General features: G+C 63.1%; 26 protein-coding genes. 9 read left to right on the top strand and 17 right to left on the bottom strand.

The annotated features are described in order from the left end of the window. The 8 genes from DIR46_RS16205 to DIR46_RS16170 form a co-directional block, all read right to left on the bottom strand. Positions 1 to 1,197, bottom strand: a complete 1,197-nt coding sequence (locus tag DIR46_RS16205; RefSeq protein WP_109346145.1) for a 5-(carboxyamino)imidazole ribonucleotide synthase — start codon at positions 1,195 to 1,197, stop codon at positions 1 to 3. Between the two features lie 4 nt (positions 1,198 to 1,201). Continuing rightward, positions 1,202 to 1,699, bottom strand: a complete 498-nt coding sequence (gene purE / locus DIR46_RS16200) for a 5-(carboxyamino)imidazole ribonucleotide mutase (protein ID WP_109346144.1) — start codon at positions 1,697 to 1,699, stop codon at positions 1,202 to 1,204. A 4-nt stretch (positions 1,700 to 1,703) separates the two neighbouring features. Then, a complete protein-coding gene (locus DIR46_RS16195; protein WP_109346143.1) occupies positions 1,704 to 2,600 on the bottom strand; it encodes a phosphoribosylaminoimidazolesuccinocarboxamide synthase in 897 nt (298 codons plus the stop codon). A 112-nt stretch (positions 2,601 to 2,712) separates the two neighbouring features. Then, complete coding sequence (fba, locus tag DIR46_RS16190; RefSeq protein ID WP_109346142.1) at positions 2,713 to 3,777, bottom strand: class II fructose-bisphosphate aldolase; 1,065 nt, start codon at positions 3,775 to 3,777, stop codon at positions 2,713 to 2,715. A 125-nt stretch (positions 3,778 to 3,902) separates the two neighbouring features. Continuing rightward, positions 3,903 to 5,351 (bottom strand): pyruvate kinase, encoded by a 1,449-nt coding sequence (pyk, locus tag DIR46_RS16185; RefSeq protein WP_109346141.1) that lies wholly within the window; start codon positions 5,349 to 5,351, stop codon positions 3,903 to 3,905. Positions 5,352 to 5,411: 60 nt separating this feature from the next. After that, positions 5,412 to 6,614: a phosphoglycerate kinase gene (locus DIR46_RS16180; RefSeq protein WP_109346140.1), complete on the bottom strand. Its 1,203-nt coding sequence runs from the start codon at positions 6,612 to 6,614 to the stop codon at positions 5,412 to 5,414. Between the two features lie 51 nt (positions 6,615 to 6,665). Then, on the bottom strand, positions 6,666 to 7,010 hold the full coding sequence (locus DIR46_RS16175) for an AzlD domain-containing protein (protein ID WP_109346139.1): 345 nt from the start codon (positions 7,008 to 7,010) through the stop codon (positions 6,666 to 6,668). Further along, positions 7,003 to 7,755, bottom strand: coding sequence for an AzlC family ABC transporter permease (locus tag DIR46_RS16170; RefSeq protein ID WP_109346138.1), 753 nt, complete (start codon positions 7,753 to 7,755; stop codon positions 7,003 to 7,005). The genes DIR46_RS16175 and DIR46_RS16170 overlap by 8 nt, the downstream gene beginning before the upstream one ends. A 257-nt stretch (positions 7,756 to 8,012) precedes the next feature. On the opposite strand from DIR46_RS16170, the gene DIR46_RS16165 reads away from it, so the two are divergent. From DIR46_RS16165 to DIR46_RS16155, 3 genes are read left to right on the top strand one after another with little or no spacing between them, the layout of a single operon-like run. Continuing rightward, positions 8,013 to 8,207: a zinc-finger domain-containing protein gene (locus DIR46_RS16165; protein ID WP_109346137.1), complete on the top strand. Its 195-nt coding sequence runs from the start codon at positions 8,013 to 8,015 to the stop codon at positions 8,205 to 8,207. A 35-nt stretch (positions 8,208 to 8,242) separates the two neighbouring features. Beyond that, on the top strand, positions 8,243 to 9,226 hold the full coding sequence (locus tag DIR46_RS16160) for a YheT family hydrolase (RefSeq protein WP_109346136.1): 984 nt from the start codon (positions 8,243 to 8,245) through the stop codon (positions 9,224 to 9,226). Continuing rightward, on the top strand, positions 9,227 to 9,814 hold the full coding sequence (locus DIR46_RS16155; RefSeq protein WP_109346135.1) for a DUF2946 family protein: 588 nt from the start codon (positions 9,227 to 9,229) through the stop codon (positions 9,812 to 9,814). A 6-nt stretch (positions 9,815 to 9,820) separates the two neighbouring features. On the opposite strand, the gene DIR46_RS16150 is transcribed toward DIR46_RS16155, so the two are convergent. After that, on the bottom strand, positions 9,821 to 11,392 hold the full coding sequence (locus DIR46_RS16150) for a beta-barrel assembly-enhancing protease (RefSeq protein ID WP_109346134.1): 1,572 nt from the start codon (positions 11,390 to 11,392) through the stop codon (positions 9,821 to 9,823). Positions 11,393 to 11,493: 101 nt separating this feature from the next. Between DIR46_RS16150 and moaC the strand changes: the two genes are divergently transcribed. Next, positions 11,494 to 12,000: a cyclic pyranopterin monophosphate synthase MoaC gene (gene moaC / locus DIR46_RS16145; protein WP_109346133.1), complete on the top strand. Its 507-nt coding sequence runs from the start codon at positions 11,494 to 11,496 to the stop codon at positions 11,998 to 12,000. A gap of 45 nt (positions 12,001 to 12,045) precedes the next feature. Here the strand turns inward: moaC and DIR46_RS16140 are convergent, their stop codons facing one another. Beyond that, positions 12,046 to 12,468: a LysM peptidoglycan-binding domain-containing protein gene (locus tag DIR46_RS16140; RefSeq protein WP_109346132.1), complete on the bottom strand. Its 423-nt coding sequence runs from the start codon at positions 12,466 to 12,468 to the stop codon at positions 12,046 to 12,048. A gap of 343 nt (positions 12,469 to 12,811) precedes the next feature. Between DIR46_RS16140 and DIR46_RS16135 the strand changes: the two genes are divergently transcribed. The 3 genes from DIR46_RS16135 to DIR46_RS16125 all read left to right on the top strand — a co-directional run bounded on the left by DIR46_RS16135 (position 12,812) and on the right by DIR46_RS16125 (position 14,459). Then, a complete protein-coding gene (locus tag DIR46_RS16135; protein WP_109346131.1) occupies positions 12,812 to 13,147 on the top strand; it encodes a hypothetical protein in 336 nt (111 codons plus the stop codon). Positions 13,148 to 13,185: 38 nt separating this feature from the next. Then, positions 13,186 to 13,581 (top strand): VOC family protein, encoded by a 396-nt coding sequence (locus DIR46_RS16130; protein WP_109346130.1) that lies wholly within the window; start codon positions 13,186 to 13,188, stop codon positions 13,579 to 13,581. A gap of 164 nt (positions 13,582 to 13,745) precedes the next feature. After that, positions 13,746 to 14,459, top strand: coding sequence for a flagellar brake protein (locus tag DIR46_RS16125; RefSeq protein WP_109346129.1), 714 nt, complete (start codon positions 13,746 to 13,748; stop codon positions 14,457 to 14,459). Here the strand turns inward: DIR46_RS16125 and DIR46_RS16120 are convergent. Continuing rightward, complete coding sequence (locus tag DIR46_RS16120; protein WP_229446277.1) at positions 14,456 to 15,388, bottom strand: MerR family transcriptional regulator; 933 nt, start codon at positions 15,386 to 15,388, stop codon at positions 14,456 to 14,458. The two genes, DIR46_RS16125 and DIR46_RS16120, sit on opposite strands and share 4 nt — an antisense overlap. 315 nt (positions 15,389 to 15,703) lie before the next feature. On the opposite strand from DIR46_RS16120, the gene DIR46_RS16115 reads away from it, so the two are divergent. Then, positions 15,704 to 16,159, top strand: coding sequence for a fasciclin domain-containing protein (locus tag DIR46_RS16115; protein WP_109346127.1), 456 nt, complete (start codon positions 15,704 to 15,706; stop codon positions 16,157 to 16,159). 142 nt (positions 16,160 to 16,301) lie between these two features. Then, positions 16,302 to 18,359: a S9 family peptidase gene (locus tag DIR46_RS16110; protein WP_109348046.1), complete on the top strand. Its 2,058-nt coding sequence runs from the start codon at positions 16,302 to 16,304 to the stop codon at positions 18,357 to 18,359. A 56-nt stretch (positions 18,360 to 18,415) separates the two neighbouring features. Here DIR46_RS16110 and DIR46_RS16105 read toward each other — a convergent pair whose 3' ends face one another. The 6 genes from DIR46_RS16105 to recA all read right to left on the bottom strand — a co-directional run bounded on the left by DIR46_RS16105 (position 18,416) and on the right by recA (position 24,013). Then, on the bottom strand, positions 18,416 to 18,904 hold the full coding sequence (locus DIR46_RS16105; protein WP_109346126.1) for a pilin: 489 nt from the start codon (positions 18,902 to 18,904) through the stop codon (positions 18,416 to 18,418). Between the two features lie 302 nt (positions 18,905 to 19,206). Beyond that, positions 19,207 to 20,088 (bottom strand): succinate--CoA ligase subunit alpha, encoded by an 882-nt coding sequence (sucD, locus tag DIR46_RS16100; protein ID WP_109346125.1) that lies wholly within the window; start codon positions 20,086 to 20,088, stop codon positions 19,207 to 19,209. Between the two features lie 28 nt (positions 20,089 to 20,116). After that, positions 20,117 to 21,286, bottom strand: coding sequence for an ADP-forming succinate--CoA ligase subunit beta (gene sucC / locus DIR46_RS16095; protein WP_109346124.1), 1,170 nt, complete (start codon positions 21,284 to 21,286; stop codon positions 20,117 to 20,119). A 68-nt stretch (positions 21,287 to 21,354) separates the two neighbouring features. Further along, entirely contained in the window at positions 21,355 to 21,918 is a 564-nt protein-coding gene (locus DIR46_RS16090) for a DUF2889 domain-containing protein (RefSeq protein WP_109346123.1), read from the bottom strand. A gap of 469 nt (positions 21,919 to 22,387) precedes the next feature. Further along, positions 22,388 to 22,852, bottom strand: a complete 465-nt coding sequence (gene recX, locus DIR46_RS16085) for a recombination regulator RecX (RefSeq protein WP_109346122.1) — start codon at positions 22,850 to 22,852, stop codon at positions 22,388 to 22,390. A gap of 84 nt (positions 22,853 to 22,936) precedes the next feature. Continuing rightward, entirely contained in the window at positions 22,937 to 24,013 is a 1,077-nt protein-coding gene (gene recA, locus DIR46_RS16080; protein WP_109346121.1) for a recombinase RecA, read from the bottom strand. Positions 24,014 to 24,208 lie beyond the last annotated feature (195 nt).

Below are 24,208 nucleotides of genomic sequence, written 5' to 3'. Positions count from 1 at the left end.
TCAGGGCTCGATTCCCAGGATCGCGCAGGCGGCGCGCAGGCTGTCCTGCGCCTCGGCCAGCGTCGGCGCCACGAAGGTTACGTGGCCCATCTTGCGGCCGCGGCGCGGGTCGTTCTTGCCGTACAGGTGCAGGTTGGCGCCAGGCAGGCCCAAGACCCGGTCCCAGGCCGGCTCGCGTGCGTCTTCGCTAGCGCCTTCGAACCAGACATCGCCCAGGATGTTGAGCATGACGGAGGCCGAATGCTGGCGCACGTCGCCCAGCGGCAGGCGCGCCATCGCACGCACCTGTTGCGCGAACTGGCTGGTGATGCAGGCATCGATCGTGTAGTGGCCGCTGTTGTGCGGACGCGGCGCCATCTCGTTGACGACCAGGGTGCCGTCATCCAGCACGAAGAACTCGATGCACAGCACGCCGACGTAACCCAGCTGGGCGACGATGGCGCGCGCCGCGTCCTGGGCCTGCCTGGCGCAGGCCGCGGACACGTTCGGTCCCGGCACGGTGGTGGTGAACAGGATGCCGTCGCGGTGCACGTTCTCGGCGATCGGATACACGACGGACTCGCCATCGTGGCCGCGCGCGGTCAGCACCGAGACCTCGTAGGCCAGCGGCAGCATCTTCTCGAGCAGGCAGGTCACGCCATCCATGCTGTCGAAGGCGGCGCGCACGTCCTCGCGCGAACGCACGCGGACCTGGCCCTTGCCGTCGTAGCCCATGCGCACGGTCTTGAGGATGCCCGGCAGCAGGTCTTCGCCGATGGCATCGATATCGGCATGCGAGGCGATGGTCTTGTGCGGGGCCGGCATCACCTTCGAGGTCGGCGCGCAGTCGACGAAGAACTTCTTCTCGAGGATGCGGTCTTGCGCGATCTGCACGCACAGGCTCGATGGCGCGACAAAGCTGCTTGCTGCGAGCTGCGCCAGGCTGTCGGCGGGGACGTTCTCGAATTCGGTGGTAACGGCCGCGCACAGCGCCGCCAGTTCGGCCAGGGCGTCGCCATCGGTGTAATCGCCTTCGATGGTGCGGTCGGCCACCTGGCCGGCCGGGCAATCGGCGCTCGGCTCGAGCACGGCGACCTTGTAGCCCATGGCCTGGGCGGCGTGGGCGAACATGCGACCGAGCTGGCCGCCGCCCATCACGCCAAGCCAGGTCGACGGATCGGCGGATGGGAGGATTGGGGACAATGCGGGTTGAGTCATCGACTTACAGGGGAAGAGTCATGGCCTGGGCGGCGGCGGTCTGGTCGCGGCGGAACTGCTCCAGCTTGTCGGCCAACGCGTCGTCGCCCGCGGCGATGATGGCCACCGCGGTCAGGGCCGCGTTGGCGGCGCCGGCTTCGCCGATGGCGAAGGTCGACACCGGCACGCCTTTCGGCATCTGCACGATCGACAGCAGCGAATCCTCGCCGCGCAGGTATTTCGACGGCACCGGCACGCCCAGCACCGGCACGATGGTCTTGGCGGCCACCATGCCAGGCAAGTGGGCCGCGCCGCCGGCGCCGGCGATGATGGCGCGCAGGCCGCGGCGACGCGCTTGTTCGGCATAGGTGAACATCTCGTCCGGCATGCGGTGGGCCGAGATCACCTGCGCTTCGAACGGCACGCCGAACTGCTTCAGGATGGCCACGGCATTCTGCATCACGTCCCAGTCGGACGAGGAACCCATGATGACGCCGACCAGCGGCTTGTTCTGCTCGCTCATCTGCTTATGCCTTCAGCTTCTCGCCGGTCAGGCGTTCGATGGCCTCGAAATACTTGGCCTGGGTTTTCTCGATGACGTCCGCCGGCAGGTTCGGCGCCGGTGCGGTCTTGCCCCAGTCGGTCAGGGTTTCCAGGTAATCGCGCACGAACTGCTTGTCGAACGACGGCGGCGACATGCCCGGCGCGTACGAATCGGCCGGCCAGAAGCGCGACGAGTCGGCGGTCAGGACTTCGTCCATCAGGTGCATCACGCCGTTTTCATCGAGGCCGAATTCGAACTTGGTGTCGGCGATGATGATGCCCCTGGTGGCAGCATATTCGGCGGCGGCGCTATAGAGCTTGATACTGACTTCGCGCATCTTGGCGGCCAGTTCGGCGCCGATGCGCTGTTCCATCTCGGCGAACGAGATGTTTTCGTCGTGCTCGCCGATATCGGCCTTGGCGGCCGGGGTGAACAGCGGTTCCGGCAGCTTGTCGGCCTGGCGCAGGCCGGCTGGCAGCTGGATGCCGCAGATCGCGCCGCTTTGCTGATAGTCTTTCCAGCCCGAGCCGATGATGTAGCCGCGCACGACGGCTTCGACCATGATCGGCTTGAGGCGCTTGGCCACGACGGCGCGGCCACGGACCTGCTCCACCTCGTTCTCGGCGACCACGCTTTCCGGCGCCACGCCGGTCAGGTGGTTCGGCACGATGTGGCCGAGCTTCTCGAACCAGAAATCGCTCATCTGGTTCAGCACCATGCCCTTGCCCGGGATCGGCTCGTTCATGACCACGTCGAAGGCCGACAGGCGGTCGGTGGTGACGATCAGGATCTTGTCGTCGCCGACGGCGTAGTTATCGCGCACCTTGCCGTGACCGAGCAGTGGCAGGGACTGGATGGAGGATTGGTAGAGGCTGTTCATAGATGGCTATCAGGAAAGCGGAAACCGGCGACAAAGGCCGCCGGTTGAGAAAGTCAGGCCTGGTTGGCCTGTCCAATACGATATTTTACGTCAAAAAAGCCGGCAATCCGACTTATTGGACGATCTGCGCCAGTTCGCCGGCCTTGTAGCGCTCGGCCATCTTGTCCAGCGGGATCGGCTTGATCTTGCCCGCCTGGCCTTCGCAGCCGAACGCCAGGAAGCGCGCCTTGCACACTTCCATCGCCGCTTCGCGCGCCGGCTTCAGGTAGTCGCGCGGGTCGAACTTCGACGGGTTCTGGAACATGTATTTGCGGATCGCGGCCGTCATCGCCAGGCGGATGTCGGTGTCAATATTGATCTTGCGGACACCGTGCTTGATGCCCTCTTGAATCTCTTCGACCGGCACGCCATAGGTTTCCTTCATGTCGCCGCCGAATTCGCGGATGATGGCCAGCAGCTCTTGCGGCACCGACGACGAGCCGTGCATCACCAGGTGGGTGTTGGGGATGCGGGCGTGGATTTCCTTGATGCGGTCGATCGCCAGGATGTCGCCGGTCGGCTTGCGCGTGAACTTGTAGGCGCCGTGCGAGGTTCCAATGGCGATCGCTAACGCGTCGCACTGGGTGCGCTTGACGAAGTCGGCCGCCTGGTCGACGTCGGTCAGCAGCTGTTCGCGGGTCATCTTGCCATCCGCGCCGTGGCCGTCTTCCTTGTCGCCCTGCATCGTCTCCAGCGAACCGAGCACGCCGAGTTCGGCTTCGACGGTCACGCCGATCGAGTGCGCGAACTTGACGACTTCTTGCGACACCTGCACGTTATATTCATAGCTGGCGACGCTCTTGCCGTCGGCTTCGAGCGAGCCGTCCATCATCACCGACGAGAAGCCCGAACGGATCGCGGCCATGCAGACGGCCGGCGACTGCCCGTGGTCCTGGTGCATGACGACCGGGATGTGCGGGTAGGCTTCGACGGCGGCGTCGATCAGGTGACGCAGGAAGGCTTCGCCCGCATATTTGCGCGCGCCGGCCGAGGCCTGCATGATGACCGGGCTGTTGGCGGCATCGGCGGCGGCCATGATGGCCTGCACCTGCTCCAGGTTGTTGACGTTGAATGCCGGCAGGCCGTAGCCGTTTTCGGCGGCGTGGTCCAGCAATTGACGCAATGATACGAGTGCCATGGTTGTACTCCAAAACAATAAAGAAACTTGTCCGGGAATCCCGAATGCCGAGCGCGGCGCCGTCCGTCCTGGACAGCGCCTGGCAAATGCCGCTGTTCGCGTCTCAGGCTACTCGTCGATTCCCTTTAATCAAACTCGCCAACGCGCACGATCTTGAGCGCATTGGTGCCACCGGCCTGGCCCATCGGCGAGCCCCAGGTGACGACGATCAGGTCGCCCTTGCGTACGAACCCTTCTTTCATCAAGAGTTCCTCGGCCTTGCGCAGCACGGCGTGGCTGCCGCCTTCCTGCGGCAGATTGAATGCTCGCACATTGCGGTACAGCGACGCCTTGCGCTGCGTCGCCTGCAGCGGGGTCAGGGCGAAGATCGGGGTGTCGATGCTGTGACGGCTCATCCACAGGGCGGTCGAACCCGACTCGGTCAGCGCCACGATCGCCTTCACCGCCAGGTGGTGGGCGGTGAACAGCGTGCCATAGGCAATGGTCTGGTCGATGCGGGTGAACTGCTTGTTCAGGAAGTCGACGTCGATCTTGTTGTATTCGGACTGCTCGGCTTCGACGCAGATCGCGGCCATCATTTCGACGGTCTCGATCGGGTACTTGCCCGATGCGGTCTCGGCCGAAGTCATGACGGCGTCGGTGCCGTCCAGCACGGCGTTGGCCACGTCGGACACTTCGGCGCGGGTCGGCACGGCGTTGACGATCATCGACTCCATCATTTGGGTCGCGGTAATGGCCAGCTTGTTCGAATCGCGCGCCATGCGGATCATGCGCTTCTGCAGCGCCGGCACGGCGGCGTTGCCGACTTCGACCGCCAGGTCGCCGCGGGCGACCATGATGCCGTCCGACGCATCCAGGATCTCTTGCAGCAGCGGAATCGCTTCGGCGCGCTCGATCTTGGCGATCATCATCGGCTTGTGGCCATACGGCTCGCCGGCGATATTCGCCAGCTGGCGCGCCATTTCCATATCGGTCGCGCTTTTCGGGAACGAGATGGCGAGGTAGTCGGCCTGGAAGCTCATCGCGGTCTTGATGTCTTCCATGTCCTTGGAGGTCAGCGCCGGCGCGGTCAGGCCGCCGCCCTGGCGGTTGATGCCCTTGTTGTTCGACAGGTCGCCGCCAACCTTCACCGTCGTGAAGATCTCGTGACCGACGACGCGGTCGACGATCAGCACGATCAGGCCATCGTTCAGCAGCAGCTTGTCGCCCGGCTTGACGTCGCGCGGCAGCGCCTTGTAATCCAGGCCCACGCGTTCCTGGTTGCCCAGCTCGCCGTTATCGCCCCACTTGGCATCCAGGATGAAGCGGTCACCATTGTTCAGGACGATCTTGCCTTCCTCAAACTTGCCGACGCGGATCTTCGGACCCTGCATATCGGCCATGATGGCCACTTCGCGGCCGCATTCCGCGGCGGCGCGGCGTACCAAGTTCGCGCGATCGATATGGTCCTGCGCCTTCCCGTGCGAGAAGTTCAGGCGCACGACATCGACGCCGGCGCGGATCATTTTGACGAGAATATCGAAATCGGTCGAAGCAGGGCCGATGGTTGCGACGATCTTGGTGCCACGGTACATGGATTGTCCTTGTATAAAAACAAAGCGCAGACTGGCTGCGCTAGGGTCTCAAGCAGTTTCTTATGAAGCGCTGCGTTGCAGCAGGATATCGACAGCAGGCAGCGTCTTGCCTTCCAGGAACTCCAGGAAGGCGCCGCCGCCGGTCGAAATGTAGCCGATCTGGTCGGCAATCTTGTATTTTGCAATCGCGGCCAGGGTATCGCCGCCACCGGCGATCGAGAAGCCCTGCGAGCCGGCGATGGCCAGCGCCAGGGTCTTGGTGCCCTCGGCGAACTGGTCGAATTCGAAGACACCGACCGGACCGTTCCAGACGATGGTGCCGGCCCTGGCGACCTGCTCGGCCAGCATGGCGGCGGTTTTCGGGCCGATATCGAGGATCATGTCGTCGTCCGCCACGTCGGCGACGTCCTTGACGGTCGCGGCCGCGGTCGGGGCGAATTCCTTCGCGCACACGACGTCGACGGGGATCGGCACCTGCGCGCCGCGCGAGGCCATCTTCTCGATGATGGCCCTGGCTTCATCGACCAGGTCGTTCTCGACCAGCGACTTGCCGATGTTCAGGCCCACGGCCTTCATGAAGGTATTGGCGATGCCGCCGCCGACGACCAGGTTGTCGACCTTGTCAGCCAGGCTTTGCAGGATGGTCAGCTTGCTCGATACCTTCGAGCCGGCGACGATGGCCAGCAGCGGACGCTGCGGCTGATGCAGGGCTTTACCGAGGGCATCCAGTTCGGCGGCCAGCAGCGGGCCGGCGGCCACGATCGGGGCGAACCTGGCGATGCCGTGGGTGGTCGCTTCGGCGCGGTGGGCGGTGCCGAAGGCGTCGTTGACGTAGACGTCGCACAGCTTGGCCATTTTTTGCGCCAGCTCGTCGCTGTTCTTCTTCTCGCCCTTGTTGACGCGGCAGTTTTCCAGCAGCACAACCGAGCCGGGGGCGACGTCGACGCCGTCCACCCAGTTCTGTTTCAATGCAACGGATTGGCCCAGCAGCTCGGACAGGCGCCTGGCGACCGGCGCCAGGCTGTCTTCCGGCTTGAATTCGCCTTCGGTCGGACGGCCCAGGTGGGACGTGACCATCACCGCGGCGCCGGCCTTCACTGCGGCCTGGATCGCCGGCACCGAAGCGCGGATACGCGTGTCTTCGGTGATATTGCCAGCGTCATCTTGCGGGACGTTCAGGTCAGCGCGGATAAAGACGCGCTTGCCTTGCAGCGCTTGTTGGTCGATCAGGTCTTGCAGGCGGGTGAAACGGAGAGCGTCCATTTGGTCGGCGTGGCAATAGTGAAAAAACGTCATTGTACATTAGCAGGCCTGCTAGCTGACGGTGCCGAAGACGTGGAGTACACGCAATATCGTAAATACAAGCATGCCGAATAAAATCGTCAGCAGCATGTTACGGCGCCATAGATAAAAGGCGAACGCGGCGACGCCGGCCAGCAGCTTCGGATTCGCCAGCGTGAACTGGACTTCGCCCTGCGTATCGATCAGGAAGTCGGGCCCGATGATGGCCGCCAGTGCGCAGGCCGGGGCATAGCGCAGCATTTCCTGCACCCGTGGCGGGATCGTCACGCGGTGGCCGATCATCCAGAACGAACTGCGGGTGGCGGCGGTGGCCACGCACAGCACGCCGATCACGACCCAGATTTCCCAATCAGCCACGGCGCACCTTCGCTTTCGCCAGCGTTTCTTCGATCACCATCGCGGTGACCATTCCAACCAGCACCGCCAGCAGCAGCCCCAACTTGTACGGCAGGTCGTAGGCCAGCACCGAGATCGCGGCCGCCACCAGCACGCCGCACAGGGCCGCGTTGTTGATCATCAGCGGCACCATGATGCACAGGATGGCCAGGGTGCCGGCGAAGCCAAGTCCCCATTCGGCCGGCACCGCGCTGCCCAGGAAAATGCCGATGATGGATCCGATCTGCCAGGCGAACCAGTTCGGATACATCAGCCCCTTCAGGTAAGAGAGCTTGCCCGCCACCGGCTCCAGCGTTGGATAGCGCTGCAGGAACAACGCGACGGTCAGGTCGCCCGAGATATAACCGAGATAAAAGCGCTGCCGCCACGGCAAGTGGGCGAAATGCGGCCCCAGCAGCGCAGAAAAGATCACGAAACGCAGGTTGACCACCAGGGCGGTGGCGAAGATGACCCAGATCGGGGCCTGGGCGGCGATCAGCGGCAGCGAGGCCAGCTGGGCCGAGCCGGCGAACACCAGCAAGGTCATGCCCAGCGCCTGCGGCACGGACAGGCCACTCTTGACCATGGCGATGCCGACCACCAGGCCCCAGGCGGCGATGCCGAACAGGGTCGGCAGGCCGGTCTTGAAACCTTCGTTCCAGGCATCGCGGTTCGGCGCGTCGCCGATGGAGACGGAAAGCTGGCCCGGCTTGTCGACCGCGCTCATGCGGCGCGCGGCACAGCACGCATCACGACAAAACGTGTGGCATTCTTGCAACGGCCGACCGGGAAGTCGACGCAGGCGGCAGGCTTGAAACGGTCGGACATGAAACGCATGGATGGATGTGGCGCGGGTTGGACGCTCAATATAACAGGCGTCGCTCTTGCTCTTTATGCTGAGCGCATTATTTTACGGTCATTTCGGCAATAGAGCGAATCCGTTAAAATCCAGTCCTTGCCCATTTTTGCCTGACGGAGAAACAGATGAATCAAAAGACGATGCCTGTGGTGGAGCTCACGGCCAAGGACCTGCCGGCCTATTGCCCCAACCCGGCCATGCCGCTGTGGTCCTCGCACCCGCGCGTCTTCCTCGACTTCGACCACCACGGCGAGGCCAAGTGCCCCTACTGCGGCACCGGGTACCGCCTGGCCCCGGGCACCGTGCTCAAGCACCACTGATTTTGTCCTGTGAGGCGCCATGGCGCCTCTTTTTCATGCACTACCCCGCTCCCGCTTGGCTGCCCGGCGGCCACCTGCAAACGATCTATCCAGCGACCTGCATCGCCAGGCCGCCGGTCATCTATCGCCGCGAGCGCTGGCACAGCGCGGACGGCGACTTCGTCGACCTCGACTTCGTGGATGGCCAGCCCGGCCAGCCGCTGGTGGTGCTGTTCCATGGCCTGGAAGGCAGTTCGAACAGCCATTATGCCCGCGGCCTGATGGCGGCCCTGGCCGCACGCGGCTGGTCGGGCGTGGTGCCGCATTTTCGCGGCTGCTCCGGCGAAGCCAACCTGGCGCCGCGCTTCTACCACTCGGGCGACGCGAGCGAAATCGACTGGATCGTCCGCAAGCTGCGCGCATCCCGGGAAGGCGCGCTGTATGCGGCCGGCGTCTCGCTGGGCGGTAACGCCCTGCTGCGCTGGCTGGGCGAATCGGGCCACGGCGCGGAGATCGTCGATGCCGCCTGCGCCGTATCGGCCCCGCTCGACCTGGCGCGCGGCGGAGAAGCGCTGTCGTCCGGCTTCAATATGCTGTACACCCGGATGTTCCTGCAGACGCTCAAGCCGAAGTGTCTGGCCAAGCTGGAGCAATTTCCTGGCCTATTCGACCGCACCGCCCTGCTCGCGGCGCGCGATCTGTACGCCTTCGACAACGTCGTCACGGCGCCCCTGCACGGCTACCGCAACACCGACGACTACTGGCATCGCGCCAGCGCCCGCCACGTGCTGCACGCCATCACGGTGCCGACCCTGGTGCTCAATGCCCGCAACGATCCATTCCTGCCGGGCATTCACCTGCCGACGTCGGCGTCGAACGCGGTGACGCTCGAGTATCCCGAACAGGGTGGACACGTCGGCTTTGCCGTCGGCCCGTTCCCGGGGCGGATCGACTGGCTGCCGCGGCGCATCCTGCACCACTTTGACTCCGTCAATGGCACGCGCGCGCTGTTGCCGGCCGAACCGTGCGATGCTGCCTGAATGGACGATATCGTAAAACAGGCAATGGCCAAGTGGCCGAACGTGCCCCACTGCTACGGCTGGCTCGCGCTCGACGCGCGCGGCGGCTGGCGCATGCGCGACGAAGCGGCCCAGCGGGCGGGCGTGCCGGGCGATCGCTTGAACAATCCTGCGCTGGTGGGTTTCATCAACCGCAACTACCTGCATGACGAGCACAGCAACTGGTATTTCCAGAACGGGCCGCAGCGGGTGTACGTGAACCTCGAGGCCACGCCCTTCATCGCGCGCACCGATCCGCAGCAGGGATTGGTATTGCAGACCGGGCAGGCGCTGGCGGAGGTCGAGCGGGTCTACCTGAGCGACGCCGGCGCGCTGGTGTTCGTGGCGGGCGAGACGGTGGCGCAGCTGGATGACCGCGACGTCGCCCAGGTACTGGGCCTGCTCGAGCTCGATGGCACAGCGGCCTCGGACGAGGCGGTGATGGCGTGGCTGGAAAGTGGCGACGGCCGCCTGGTCCTGCCGTGGGCTGGCCGCCGGCTTGCCGTCGAGCGCGTGGTGGGCGAAGAGATGCCGGCCAGGTTCGGATTCAAGCGGACGCCGGCGCCGTAGGCGCGGTCAGCGCTCTTCGGCCTCTTCCTTCGCTTTCTTCTGTTTCTCCTGCAGTTCGCGCACGCGCGCATCGATCACGGCCTGGTCGTAGAACGACGCATCGCTGGCCTTGCGCGCCAGTTCGAGCTGGGCCATCGCCGCCGGCACGGCGCCGGCCAGCACGTACGATTCCGCCAGCGACATGTGCTGCAGCGCGATCTTGCCCTGCTTGGCATAAGTCCTGGCCAGCATATCGTGCAGCTTGCGTTCCTCCCGATACTGCTGGGCCTGGTCGCGCAGGTACAGCGCCGCCTCGTCGAAGCGGTCGGTCGCGATCAGGGCCTGCGCGTACTGGTGCGCGAGCGCGCGCGACAGCGGGTAGCGCTGGCGCGCCGCATCCGCTTGCTTGACCGCTTCTTCCAGCACGGACCTCGGCTGGCCCGGCGCCATCTTGATCTCCAGCGCCAGCCCGGCGAACATGGTGGCGCCATCGCCCACGTTCGACGGCGCCGCCGACAGTACCCCCTCGCGCGGCTTCATGGTCTCGATCGCCTTGTCGAGCCAGCGCTGGGCGCCGGCCAGGTCGTTCTCCTTGAGCGCCAGGTAGGACAGGCCATACTGGGCCCCGGCCTGCCACTGGCGGTGGGGCTGATCCTTGAGCTGGGCCTCGAAGGCGGTGCGCGTGTCGCGTCGGCCCTGTTCGCTCCCGTCCTGCAGGACGCGCGCGCGGGCGCGCACCAGATGAAAATCGAGGCTGTCGACGCGCTGCTTCTTGGGAATTTCGCGGATGCGCGCCTGCATGTCGGTGATGCGCTCCTGGGTCAGCGGGTGGCTGCTCAGGCTGGCAAGGCCGGGCGGCAGGTCGCCATACAGCCTGGAGGCGGCCTGCAGGCGCCGGAAGAAAGCGACGATGCCGGTGGTGTCGTAGCCGCCCGCCTCCATGATCTGGAAGCCGACTCGGTCGGCCTCGCGCTCGGCGTCGCGGCTGAAGTTCAGCTGGCGCTGCACGGCCAAACCCTGGCCGCCCATCAGCACGCCCATGGCCGCATCCGAGCTGGCCCGGGCCGCCAGCGCCGCCAGGATCATCGACGCCAGCGGCAGCAGGACGTCCTGGCGCTGCTGGCCGATCCTGCGCGCGATATGGCGCTGGGTGACGTGGCCGATCTCGTGCGCCATCACGCCGGCCAGTTCCGATTCGGTCTGGGCCGCGATGATCAGCCCCGAGTGGGCGCCGATGAAGCCGCCCGGCATCGCGAACGCGTTCAGGGCCGGATCGCGCACGGCGAAGAAGTGAAAGTCGGCATTGGTCTCGCCGCGCGCGCCGGGCACGGCGGCGACCAGGCCGTTGCCGAAATTGTTCAGGTATTCGGAGATCGGCTCATCGTCGAGATAGTCGCGGTCGCGCCGGACGTCGCGCATGAACTCCTCGCCCAGCTTGCGCTCGACGACGGGCGACAGGTCGCCGCGCGCGGTGTCGCCGAGCGTGGGCAGGCGGGTCGAATCGGGCCGCCTGAATACGTCGGACTGCGCTGCGACGGGGAAGGCGGTCGCCATGCACAAGGCCATGACGGACAAGGAGGAGCGCCAGCGGCGCGCCATTGCTGGAGGGACGACGGATTTCACGGTGCTATCATACCTGCATCCGCGCGCATGTTGCTGCCCGGCGAACCTTTTTGTAATCCGAATACACCGACCGAGTAATGACGAATCCGATCCCGACCGCTGACCACTTGACCCACTTCGACGCCACCGGCCAGGCCCATATGGTCGACGTCGGCGCGAAACAGGACACGCACCGCACCGCGGTGGCGGCCGGGACCATCCGCATGAAGCCGGAGACGCTCGCCTTGATCACCTCCGGCAATGCCAAGAAGGGCGACGTGATCGGGATCGCGCGCATCGCGGCAATCATGGCGTCCAAGCGCACCAGCGACCTCGTGCCGCTATGCCATCCGCTGCCGATCACGCGCGTGACGGTGGATTTCGAAATCGACGAGGCGGCCAACAGCGTGCATTGCCGGGCGCAGGTGGAAACCATCGGCAAGACCGGCGTCGAAATGGAAGCGTTGACGAGTGTGCAGGTGGGCTTGCTGACCGTGTACGACATGTGCAAGGCGGTCGATCGCGGCATGGTCATGACCAACATCCGCGTGCTGGAAAAGCATGGCGGCAAGAGCGGCGATTGGACGGCGCAGCCTGACCGCTGAGGGCCAGGCGCACGCTATCCGGTCAGTCGACCCGGGTGGACGAATTCACGGAGCCGACAGCATCAGTTCCTGGCCAACCCGCAATTCCCTCGGGTCGCTGACTTTATTCCATGTCGCGAGATCGCCATGGTTGATCCCGTTCTTCTCAGCAATACTCCATAAGGTATCTCCCCGTTCCACGACGTACATCCCGCCGCCGCTTCCTTGCGCCGCGCCTGCGACCGATGATCCCGATGATGCCGTACCGGCTTCGGACGCGGTTGCGGGTGCGGGTGTGCTGGCAGGCGTCGTCGCCGGTACCGTGGGTTCCGTACTCACGGTGGCTGGCGGAACGGTGGCTGGCGGGGTTTCCATCGTGGTGCTGGCGGGTGCTTCCATCGAAGGCGCGGTGGTCTCCGGCGCAGGGACGTCATTCTTGCATGCTGCTAATAAAGTAATGCAAGTGACAGAAATCAGTAGCGTTTTCATATCAACCTCTCCTCGTTGATTAAAAAAGATGCCTCCACAAAGACGCAGGTACGCCGGCAGGCCTATGACTGCGATGGAGCGCCGGATATTCCTGTTCTTTTAGAGTGTGTGCCATGATTTAAAAATCAAGAACTATTGTCGAAATGTTTTTCTTCCCTGCTCATCGGGGTCCACGGAGACACCTACCGGGACGGACACGCCACGACGCCGCAGCCATGTTCGGTGGCCGACTGCCCCGTCAACTGAGCAACACCATGGACAAGTTCCATACCCGGCCTATACTGGTCGGCGACCCACTGAGCACGTTTCTCCTTCAACCTGCTTCTATCCGAGAGGATGTTTCATGACGACCGCATACCCGCAGTTCACCGCAGCGACTGTCCAGCTGAACGCCCTGCCCTATCAAGCTACATTCCTGAAGATCGCCAATGTCTACGCGGATTCGACCCGCGCCAGCCTGGAGCAGCTCTGGATCAGCTCTTCCAGGATCATCATGGAAGAGACGATGAAGGCCTTCATCGCCGCCTCGCAGTCGTGCGCCGAAGCCTTGACCAGGAATGCCGTATCGGTCCAGCAACAGTCATTCAGCCGGCTCATCAGCGCAAACCAGAAGGCGGTCGAAATCATGGGCCAGAGTTTTGCCGACGCCATGACGTCGGGCTGGAAACCCGCACACTGAGCGCCTCCGCTTCATCACCCTGTCGACAGGAGTCGTCGATGGCGCACGGCATCACTCCATTCCTGATGTTCGAAGGCGCGGCCGAGGAAGCGACGCGCTTCCATGTCTCTCTGTTCGCCCGCTCCGAGGTCAAGCAGATCGAGCACGACAAGAGCGGCGAGATGGGCCCCGAAGGGAGCGTCAAGCGGGCCGGTTTCACCCTCGCCGGGCAGGCCGTGATCCGCACCGACGGTCCGGCCAGACACGCGTTCATCTTCACACCGTCGGTGTCGCTGTTCGTAGAGTGTGAAGATGAAGCCGAGTTCGACAACGTTTTCGCCCGGCTGGCGGATGGCGGCAAGCTGCCGATGCCGCCCGATAATTACGGCTTCAGCCGCAAGCTTGGCTGGCTGATCGACCGCTTCGGCGTGTCGTGGCAGACCTACCCGAGTTGAGCGGGCTCGTTCTTCTTCGCTGGCAGGCGAATACGGCCGCCATTAACTTATTGCTACGGGCCGTCGGCAGCAAGCAGTGACATTAAGATACATTTCAGAGGAAAGGCTGCTGCTATCATTCCAGCTTTTCTCTGCGGCAATGGCCGCCCGCTTGTCTTGCCGATATGAACAGCGCCCAAGCCCATGAGCTGACGCCCCAGGAATACGAATTCGAAACGCTGAACATGCAGGTTGGCGTCCGCCTGCAGCTCATCACGCACCGGCGGCTCAAGCCAGTTTCGCATTTTTCCAGCCTCATCGGCTACGTCAGGGACGAGTACCTGATCCTCAAGATTCCCTTCGAAGACGGCGTGCCGATCGGGCTCACCGAAGGCGAGCGCGTGACCATCCGGGTGTTTTCGGGCGTGAACGTATGTTCCTTTGCCTGTACGGTCGAGCGCATCTTTGCACGCCCGCTGTTCTATGTCCACCTGTCCTTTCCGAACTCGATCCAGGGCACCAGCCTGCGCGGCGCGATGCGCGTGCGCGCCGACCTGCCGGTGCGGGTGGCCGGCGTGAAGGATGGCGCGACGCCGATCGACTGCCAGCTGGCGAACGTGTCGGTGACCGGCGCGCGGATCGATTCGTCGCAGCCCTTGCCGCCCGACGAAGACATCGTGGACCTCCGGTTCGCGCTGGTGGTTCCGCCCGATAACGGGGAAACGCAGGTGCGCACCCGGGCCAGCATCAGGAACCTGGCGGTCGGCAAACCAGCGGACGGCGAGCGCGAGATGTACAGCTATGGCGTGCAATTCATCGACCTCGACCCGGTCCACTACACGCTGTTGCAAAACATGACCTACGAGGCGCTGCTGGCCGACCGCGGCAGGATCGTCTAGGCCGCCCAGCCTTTCGGCAACGGCAATCCCTCCTCGATCGCGAGACGCTCCATCGCCGCTTCCAGCACGACCCGCGCCCGGCCCGATGCCAGCGCCAGCTCGGCATGCAGCGCGGCGTCCTTCGGAGTGCGCGAGGCGCAATCCTGGCTGTAGCGCTCGAAACTGCCGACCATGAGCAGCAATTCGGTCAGGTGACGCGGGCATTCGCAGGTCAGGCGGCTGCCGGCGGCGGCGATATTGGCCAGGTCCTCGTCGGCAAAGCGCGGCGGCGCGACGGCGGCGGCAACCGGCTCCCGCAGTGGCGGGCGGTGACCGGTCAGGGCCGACTGGCACAGCAGCGCCAGCTCGTTCAGGTCCGCCGGGATGCGGGCAACCAGGCAGCCTTGCGCGCGCAGCGTGCGGATCGTGGCGCTGGAACAGAATCGGTACAGCACCACGACCGCGGCCACGCCAGTCGCTTCGCGCGCCGTGGCAATGGCCGGCATGACCCGGTCGTCAAGCTCGGATTGTTCGATCACCAGGACGTCAGCGCCCGTGTCGCGTGGCAATTCTTCCGCCATTGCCAGGCCAGCGCTGTGACCGCGCACATCGAGGCCAAGGGAATGCTGCCCCATGCCGGCAACGCGCCGTGCCAGCATGGCGCCAACGAGCAGCACCCGTACCGGCGCGGCCTGGACGGCCCGGGCCTGGCCATCCAGGCCCAGCATCGATTGCAGCTGGTCGCGGCTCAGGCCAGCGAGTACGCCGATCGAGTGGCCCTGGTCGACCAGCTGCTTGAGCAGGCCAAGGCGCGCGACCTGCTCGGCCGAATAGAGGCGCTGTCCGCGCTCGGAGCGCTGGGCGTCGGACAGGCTGTAACGCCGCTCCCATACACGCAGCGTTTCAACCGGTAACCCTGCCAGCCGTGCGGCGGCGCCCGTGCGGTACATGATCCGCTCTTGTCCCGTTTTAAAAGAGTCCGTCATCGTGCATCCAAACTGAATCAATTGAACTTTTGAAAATGAATGGTGTCACAACTCGCAGCGCATTGCAGCTCCATGCTCAACAGTGCGTAAAGCGCGCACGCGGCTCAATCAGTCGTCACCCAATCGACTTTTGCATGCGGCTCCGCAGGCCGACCCATAGTTGAACCTATTTTATAGGACAAGACCGCTGCACACATTAGACTGAACCGCTTAAATAGCGGTAAATTTACTCCAGATAGGTTCATCGTGAACCATCGCCACCTACTCAAGGAGTCGACAATGAAAAAGATCCTGGTCGCATTGCCCCTCGCATTCGCCTTCGCCTCGGTCCAGGCCGCGGATATCGTGGATACCGCCAAATCGGCCGGTACCTTCAATACCCTGGTCACTGCCGTCCAGGCCGCCGGGCTGACCGACACGCTGAAAGGTCCGGGCCCGTTCACCGTCTTCGCCCCGACCGATGCGGCGTTCGCGAAGATCCCGAAAGCCAAGCTCGACGCCCTGTTGAAAGACAAGGCCGCGCTGTCCAAGGTGCTGACCTACCATGTGGTGCCAGGCAAGGTCATGGCTGCCGACGTCAAGCCAGGTAACGTCAAGACCGTGGAAGGCAGCGCGTTCGCGGTGAAAGTCGCCGGCGGCAAGGTCATGGTCGACAAAGCCACCGTGACCAAGACCGACATCGCAGCCGACAATGGTGTGATCCATGTGATCGATACGGTCATCATGCCGAAGTAAACGCTGCGCCTTCCCAGGCAGCGCTCCCCCGTCCTGGTCACGCCAGCGGCGGGGACTATGTCAGCTTCATGCTCGATGACATCGTGGTAAATTGCCGGCTTGCATGCGGCACCCTGCCGCGGCACTGATCGACGAGGATGGAATGACATTTCGCTTGCTGACGATGGCGGCCGCCCTGCTGGCCGCCACCACCGCGACCGCCGCGCCGCGCGGCTTTACCGTGGAAGACCTGGTCAACATGGAACGGGTCGGCAGCCCGGCCGTGTCGCCGGACGCCACGCGCGTGATCTATACCGTGCGCACCACGGACATGGAGAAGAACCGCGGCAATACCCAACTGTGGATGGTCGACCTGCGCGCCGCCAAGCCGGCGCCGCAGCGCCTGAGCCAGCATGCGTCGAGCAGCAGCGATCCGGAATGGTCGCCGTCGGGCGATGCCGTCTATTTCCTGTCGGCGCGCTCGGGCTCGTCGCAGGTGTGGCGCCAGCCGGTGGCGGGCGGCGAGCCGGTGCAGGTGACGAACCTGCCGCTGGACGTCGACAACTTCCGCCTTGCGCCAGGCGGCGACCGCCTGGCCTTCAGCCTGGCCGTGTTCCGCGACTGCGCCGACCTGGCCTGCACCAAAGCGCGCCTGGACGCGAAAGAAAAGGACAAGGCCACCGGCAAGGTCTATGACCGCCTGTTCGTGCGTCATTGGGATACCTGGGGCGACCACCGCAATGCGGTGCTGTTCTCGGCGCCGCTGGGTGCGGATGGCAAGGTCGGCGGCGAGCCGGTCAGCCTGTCCGGCTCGCTCGACGGCGACGTGCCGTCGAAGCCTTTCGGCGACCGCGAGGAATACCGCTTCAGCCCGGACGGCAAGACCATCGTGTTTTCAAGCCGCATCGCCGGCAAGACCGAAGCCTGGTCGACCAACTTCGACCTGTACAGCGTGCCGGCCGCAGGCGGCGCGGCGCCGCGCAACCTGACGGCCGATAACCTGGCATGGGATACCAAAGGCACCTTCTCTCCGGATGGCCGCACCCTGGCCTACCTCGCGATGGCGCGTCCCGGCTTCGAGGCCGACCGCTACCAGGTCATGCTGATGGACGTCGCCACCGGCGAGAAGCGCAAGCTGGCGGCCGACTGGGACCGCTCGGCCGGCAATCTGGTATGGCGTGCGGACGGCAAGGCGCTGATCGTCGATGCGGAAGACATCGGCCAGCACCGCCTGTTCTCGATCGACGTCGCCAGCGGCAAGGTGACGCCGCTGACCGACAAGGGCGCGGTCGGTGCGTATGACCTGCGGCGCGATACGCTGGTCTACACCCATGCGAACCTGCAATCTGGCGCGCAGCTGTTCTCGATGAAGCTGGGCGGCAAGCCGAAGCAGCTGACCGATGTGAACACGGAGCGCTTGAAGGACGTGCGCTTCGGCGAGTCGGAGCAGTTCTCGTTTGCCGGCGCCAATGGCGAGACCGTGTACGGCTACGTGATGAAGCCGTGGAATGCGCAGCCGGGCCAGAAGTATCCGGTCGCCTTCATCGTCCACGGCGGCCCGCAGGGCAGCTTCGGCAACAGCTGGAGCTATCGCTGGAATCCGCAGGTGTATGCGGGCGCGGGTTACGCGGCCGTGTTCATCGACTTCCACGGCTCGACCGGCTATGGCCAGAAGTTCACGGACTCGATCAGCAACGATTGGGGCGGCAAGCCGCTGGTCGACCTGCAGAAGGGCTACGACGCGGCGGTGCAGAAATTCCCGTGGCTCGATCGTTCACGCGATTGCGCGCTCGGAGCGTCGTACGGCGGCTACATGATGAACTGGATCGCGGGGAACTGGTCGGATGAGTTCAAGTGCATCGTCAACCACGACGGCGTGTTCGATACGCGCGGCATGGCGTACTCGACCGAGGAACAGTGGTTCACGGATTGGGAGAGCGGCGGGCCTTACTTCAAAGTGCCGGAGAACCATGAGCGCTTCAATCCGGTTCATCACGTGAACAAGTGGAAGACGCCGATGCTGGTGATCCAGGGGGATCTGGACTTCCGGATTCCGACGGCGCAGGCGCTGGGGACCTTTACCGCGCTGCAGCGCATGGGTGTCGAGAGCAAGCTGCTGGTGTTCCCGGATGAGAATCATTGGGTGTTGAAGCCTGCGAACTCGGTGCAGTGGCATCACACTGTGGTGGGGTGGTTGGATCAGTATCTTAAGCCACGCTAAACACGAGAATGCTAAAAGCCGCCAGAAGGCGGCTTTTAGGTCCCAGAGAGGTTTGATTAATCCGCTTCAGCCGCTGGAGGGTTATTCTTCTGAATTGCTTCTACGGCTACTTCGTTAGTCAGAGTGGCGCCGACAGTGTTAGTCCAGACCAGTGCCGCATCGTTGGCAACAGGCGTCATGATGATGTCGCCACCGTCAATGTTTGCGCCAATACCGGTGCCTAGAGTTACGGTCACGACACCGTCCGCGACTTCCACTGCAGCGACTTCTTTGGTAGGCGTGAAGTCTGCAGCTGCCGGAATACCGTTACTACCACTGTCGCACTCGGTCAAGACACCGCCGTTTTCCTGAATGCAGACACCAACTGACGTCTTCACGGACGAGACAGTACCCAATGCTGCGGCGATTTTTGACTTGATAGTGTAATTACTGTACTGCGGAATCGCTACGGCAGCCAGAATACCGATGATCGCAACGACGATCATCAGTTCGATCAGGGTAAAGCCGCCTTGGGCGTTTTTACTTGGCATTTGCTTGAAGTTCATTTTTCTCTCCAGGGTAGTATTTCAAAAGTTGGGACTACGTGACTTGTACGGCTCAGCTGCTACGTTTCCTATACGCAAGCGCCGTGCCAGCTCAAAAAAAGCAAGAAACGGTCGATTTTATGAATAGAGAGATAACAAAACGCTGTGCCATGACAAGATTTGACGCCTCGGGTGACAAATTTTGTCGGTGCCGTAGGTCAATTTTTGTCAGGCGACGAAGGTTGATGACGAAAAATGGAACCGCAAACAAAACGGGGAGCCGAAGCTCCCCGTTTTAGCTATCGATCAAGCGATCGTCAGGATTACAGCATCGCCTTCAGCAGACGCGCCATTTCCGACGGGTTCTTGGTGACGGTAATGCCGCAGGCTTCCATGATTTCCAGCTTGGCTTGCGCGGTGTCTGCGCCGCCCGAGATCAGCGCGCCGGCGTGGCCCATGCGCTTGCCTGGAGGCGCGGTGACGCCGGCGATGAAGCCAACCACTGGCTTCTTCATATTGTCCTTGATCCAGTAAGCAGCATTGGCTTCGTCCGGACCGCCGATTTCGCCGATCATGATGACCGCGTCGGTGTCAGGATCGTCGTTGAACATGCGCATCACGTCGATGTGCTTCAGACCGTTGATCGGGTCGCCGCCGATGCCGACTGCCGACGATTGGCCCAGGCCCAGTGCGGTCAGCTGGCCGACTGCTTCATAGGTCAGGGTGCCCGAACGCGATACGACGCCGATACGGCCCTTCTTGTGGATGTGGCCCGGCATGATGCCGATCTTGATTTCGTCAGGGGTGATCAGGCCTGGGCAGTTCGGGCCCAGCAGCAGGGTCTTGGAACCGGCTTTGGCCATGCGATCCTTGATTTCCATCATGTCGCGGACAGGGATGCCTTCGGTGATGCAGATTGCCAGGTCCAGCTCGGCTTCAACGGCTTCCCAGATAGCGGCGGCTGCGCCTGCTGGTGGGACGTAGATGACCGACACGGTCGCGCCGGTTTCGGCCTTGGCTTCCTTGACCGATGCGTAGATCGGGATGCCTTCGAAATCTTCACCGGCTTTCTTCGGGTTCACGCCTGCGACGAAGGCTTCCTTGCCGTTCGCGTAGTCGCGGCACATGCGGGTGTGGAATTGGCCGGTCTTGCCGGTGATGCCCTGGGTGATGACTTTTGTGTCTTTATTGATCAGAATCGACATTTTTATTTCCTTAGCGAATTAGGCCGAATTATGCTTTACCAGCGGCGGCGGCAACGACCGACTTCGCTGCGTCTTCCATCGTGTCTGCGGCGATGATTGGCAGACCCGAGTCAGCCAGCATCTTCTTGCCCAGGTCTTCGTTGGTGCCCTTCATGCGCACGACCAGCGGCACTTGCAGCGACACGGCTTTCGATGCGGTGATCACGCCTTCGGCGATGACGTCGCAACGCATGATGCCGCCGAAGATGTTGACCAGGATGGCCTTCAGTTCCGGGTTCTTCAGCATGATCTTGAATGCTTCGGTCACTTTCTCGGCCGTAGCGCCACCGCCCACGTCCAGGAAGTTGGCAGGCTCGCCGCCGAACAGCTTGATGGTGTCCATGGTTGCCATGGCCAGGCCGGCGCCGTTCACCAGGCAGCCGATGTTGCCGTCCAGCGAGATATAGGCCAGGTCGAACTTCGATGCTTCGACTTCGGCTGGATCTTCTTCGTCCAGGTCGCGGTAGGCGACGATCTCTGGGTGACGGAACAGCGCGTTGGCGTCGAAGTTGAATTTCGCGTCCAGGGCGATGATCTTGCCCGAGCCGGTCACGATCAGCGGGTTGATTTCAGCCAGCGATGCGTCGGTTTCCCAGTACGCTTTGTACAGGCCTTGCAGGTTGGCGCGGGCATCGGCGATCGAGCCAGCCGGCACGCCGATCTTGGCGGCGATGCTGTCGGCGTCGGCGTCGGTCAGGCCGACGGCCGGGTCGATCACGACGTTGTGGATTTTTTCTGGGTTGCTGTGCGCGACTTCTTCGATGTCCATGCCGCCTTCCGACGACGCCATCAGCACGACCTTCTGGGTGACGCGGTCGGTGACCAGCGAGACGTACAGTTCCTGCTTGATGTCGGCGCCTTCTTCGATCATCAGGCGACGCACTTTCTGGCCTTCAGGGCCGGTCTGGTGGGTCACCAGCTGCATGCCCATGATCTGGTCAGCGTATTCCTTGACTTGCTCGATCGACTTGGCGACCTTGACGCCACCGCCCTTGCCGCGGCCGCCAGCGTGGATCTGGGCCTTGACCACCCAGACCGGACCGCCCAGTTCTTCAGCTGCCTTGACAGCCTCTTCCACCGACATGCACGGAATGCCGCGCGGAACGGTCACCCCGAATTTTCGGAGGATCTCTTTGCCCTGGTACTCATGGATCTTCATGCTGGCTTCCCTTCTTCTATTACTGAATTAGAAATACGGTTGAACTACAAAAAATAAAACGACGAACGCTAACCCGAGACGGCCTTGATTGACCAGCGTGGGTAGTATTTGGCCACGGCAGGGCCGTCGCTGCGCAGGGCATGGCAACGGTCGAGCTCAAATGGACGGTCGGTTGACGAGCCGCCGAGCCCGCCTGGGGCATCGACATTGTCGTCAGCAAAGGCTTGCAAGGCTGCGGTCGGCAACACCTGGGCCAATTCGGTGAGATGGGTGCAGCCGAGCACGCCGGATAGGCGGTCTTTCAGGTGCAACCGGAAATGGTTCACGAGCGAGAGCCCGATCAACTTCTTGTAGGCAGGGCCGATGGTATCGCAATAGCCCGGATACGGGACGGCATCGGATGCGGCTTCGGCATCGACGATGTTGAGGTCGCGGTCTATGGTCACGCGCAGCTTGAGGTCGTGCACCGGCGTGCCGCCGGGCCGTTCGCCGGAAGCAAGCGCAATCGTACGCGTCTTCACATCGCGGATGCTGGCATCGAGGTCCCACAAGCCATCGTCGCGCGCGAACGCTTCGACTGTGATGGCGCGCGTATGCCGGAGCGAGCGCGATACGGGAGGTGACAAAGGCATAAATACCAGTGCCGTCGGGACGGCGGTTAGTGGTGCAGCCGGTGTGCTTCGTGCACGTTGCCGCAGCTTCTGCGACAACAACCGCTCATGCGGCGCTGCTTAAACCCGCAAAGTTTAGCACAGCGTCCACAGCGGCGCATGAGAAAGAAAGGCCGGTAAGGGATACTACGAGGAGATGAAGGGACTTCAAGACAATATAACGACGCGTTTGCCGCTTATATTATTCGGCTGTCTTTAATGAGAGTAACGATCCCATTCACAACGTGAATGAAAGATATGTAATTGGGATAGCGTCGGTTCACCACATGGATGAGCAGACGACGGAAAGCGCCAGCGTGCAGCGCCATCGCCCGTTGAGGAATATGCTTTTAAGCATATCGGGGATGGCGCTCCACGCTGGCGCCTGGAACTGCAACGACGCATATTGTCGTTGAACGCGCGGACGGGAGCCCCGTCCATCCTAATGCTGTTATTCAGAAAACTCGTCGTCGGCTGGGCTACCCTGCATCGCCACCCGCGCCGCACGCTGGGAAAAGCCGCGCTGCAACAGAAAGCGCATCTGCTTGGCCCGCATCGCCGCATCGGTAGCGACCGTGCCGAACTTGCGCTGCCAGACTTCGACGGCGCGCGCGGTCTCGCTATCGGACAGCCCGGCCTTGATCTCGACCAGCGCATCGCCGGTAACGCCATGGCTTTGCAGCTCGGCCACCACGCGGCTATTGCCGTAGCGGCTGGCCTTGCGGTTGATCAGCGATTCGGCGAAACGTTCCTGCGACAGCCAGTTATTCTTTTCAAGAAAATCCAGGAGGGCGTCGATGTCGTCGTCTTCCTGGGCATACTTGGCCAGCTTGCGCCGCAACTCGAACCGGCTGTGCTCGCGCTGCGACAGGTAGCGCAGCGCGCGCGCCTTGAGACTCAGTACGGGTGCTGGCATGGGGACACCATCGTCGACCACATGGCGCGAGCGAATGGGTAGAAACCCGCGGCGCTACCCTGCCGCGCCGCCCGCGCCAGGCGATTACTCACCAACTGCCTGCAGCTTCGGCTTGTCCTCACCACCGGCAGCAACCGGCGGCAGTTCGCGTACGCCCAGGGCGGCGCGGACCTTGTTCTCGATCTCACGCGCCAGGGCCGGGCGATCCACCAGGAACTGGCGGGCGTTGTCTTTACCTTGGCCAATGCGCTCGCCGTTATAGCTGTACCACGAGCCCGACTTCTCGACGATCTTGTTGTCGGCGCCCAGGTCCAGGATTTCGCCTTCGCGCGAGGTGCCCGCTCCGTACAGGATGTCGAAGTGGGCTTCCTTGAACGGTGGCGCGATCTTGTTCTTGACGACTTTGACCTTGGTTTCGTTACCGATCACTTCGTCGCCCGACTTGATCGAACCGGTACGACGGATGTCCATGCGCACGGAGGCGTAGAACTTCAGTGCGTTACCGCCGGTGGTGGTCTCCGGGCTGCCGAACATGACGCCGATCTTCATGCGGATCTGGTTAATGAAGATCACCAGCGTGTTGGTGCGGTTGATCGAACCGGTCAGCTTGCGCAGCGCTTGCGACATCAGGCGCGCCTGCAGGCCAGGCAGCGAGTCGCCCATATCGCCTTCGATCTCGGCGCGCGGGGTCAGTGCCGCCACCGAGTCGATGACCACCAGGTCGACGCTGCCCGAACGCACCAGTGCGTCGGTGATTTCGAGCGCCTGTTCGCCGGTATCCGGCTGCGAGATCAGCAGGTCGCCCAGGTTGATGCCCAGTTTTTGGGCATAGGTCACGTCGAGCGCGTGCTCGGCGTCGATGAAGGCGCAGGTGCCACCCAGTTTTTGCATCTGGGCGATGGTCTGCAGGGTCAGGGTGGTTTTACCCGACGATTCAGGGCCGTAGATCTCGACGATACGGCCGCGCGGCAGGCCGCCGACGCCCAGGGCGATGTCGAGGCCCAGCGAGCCGGTGGAAACAGTCTGCACTTCTTCGACCGGCGCATTGGTGTCCATGCGCATGACCGAGCCCTTGCCGAACTGCTTTTCGATTTGCGCCAGGGCGGCTGCCAGCGCCTTGCCCTTTTCAGCGGCGTTCAATGCGGATTTTTTGTCGTCCATGGTGTACTTTCAATCGTGGAGTAGGCAAGGTGTGGGCGCGCACGCGCACTTCAATAGCCACTACTGTATAAAAATCCAGTGGTTTTTGCAAGCACTAATACGTAACCATTTTGTCAATCAATGGGGCGAAGCTCGCATTGTTGCGACAAATCAAACACAATATGGACTTGAGTTTGTCTAACGCGTTAACCGAGG

It is taken from the genome of Massilia oculi (assembly GCF_003143515.1).
Lineage (GTDB): Bacteria > Pseudomonadota > Gammaproteobacteria > Burkholderiales > Burkholderiaceae_D > Telluria > Telluria oculi.
Note: the sequence above shows the minus strand (reverse complement) of the source record. Positions and strands in the feature narration are given on the sequence as shown.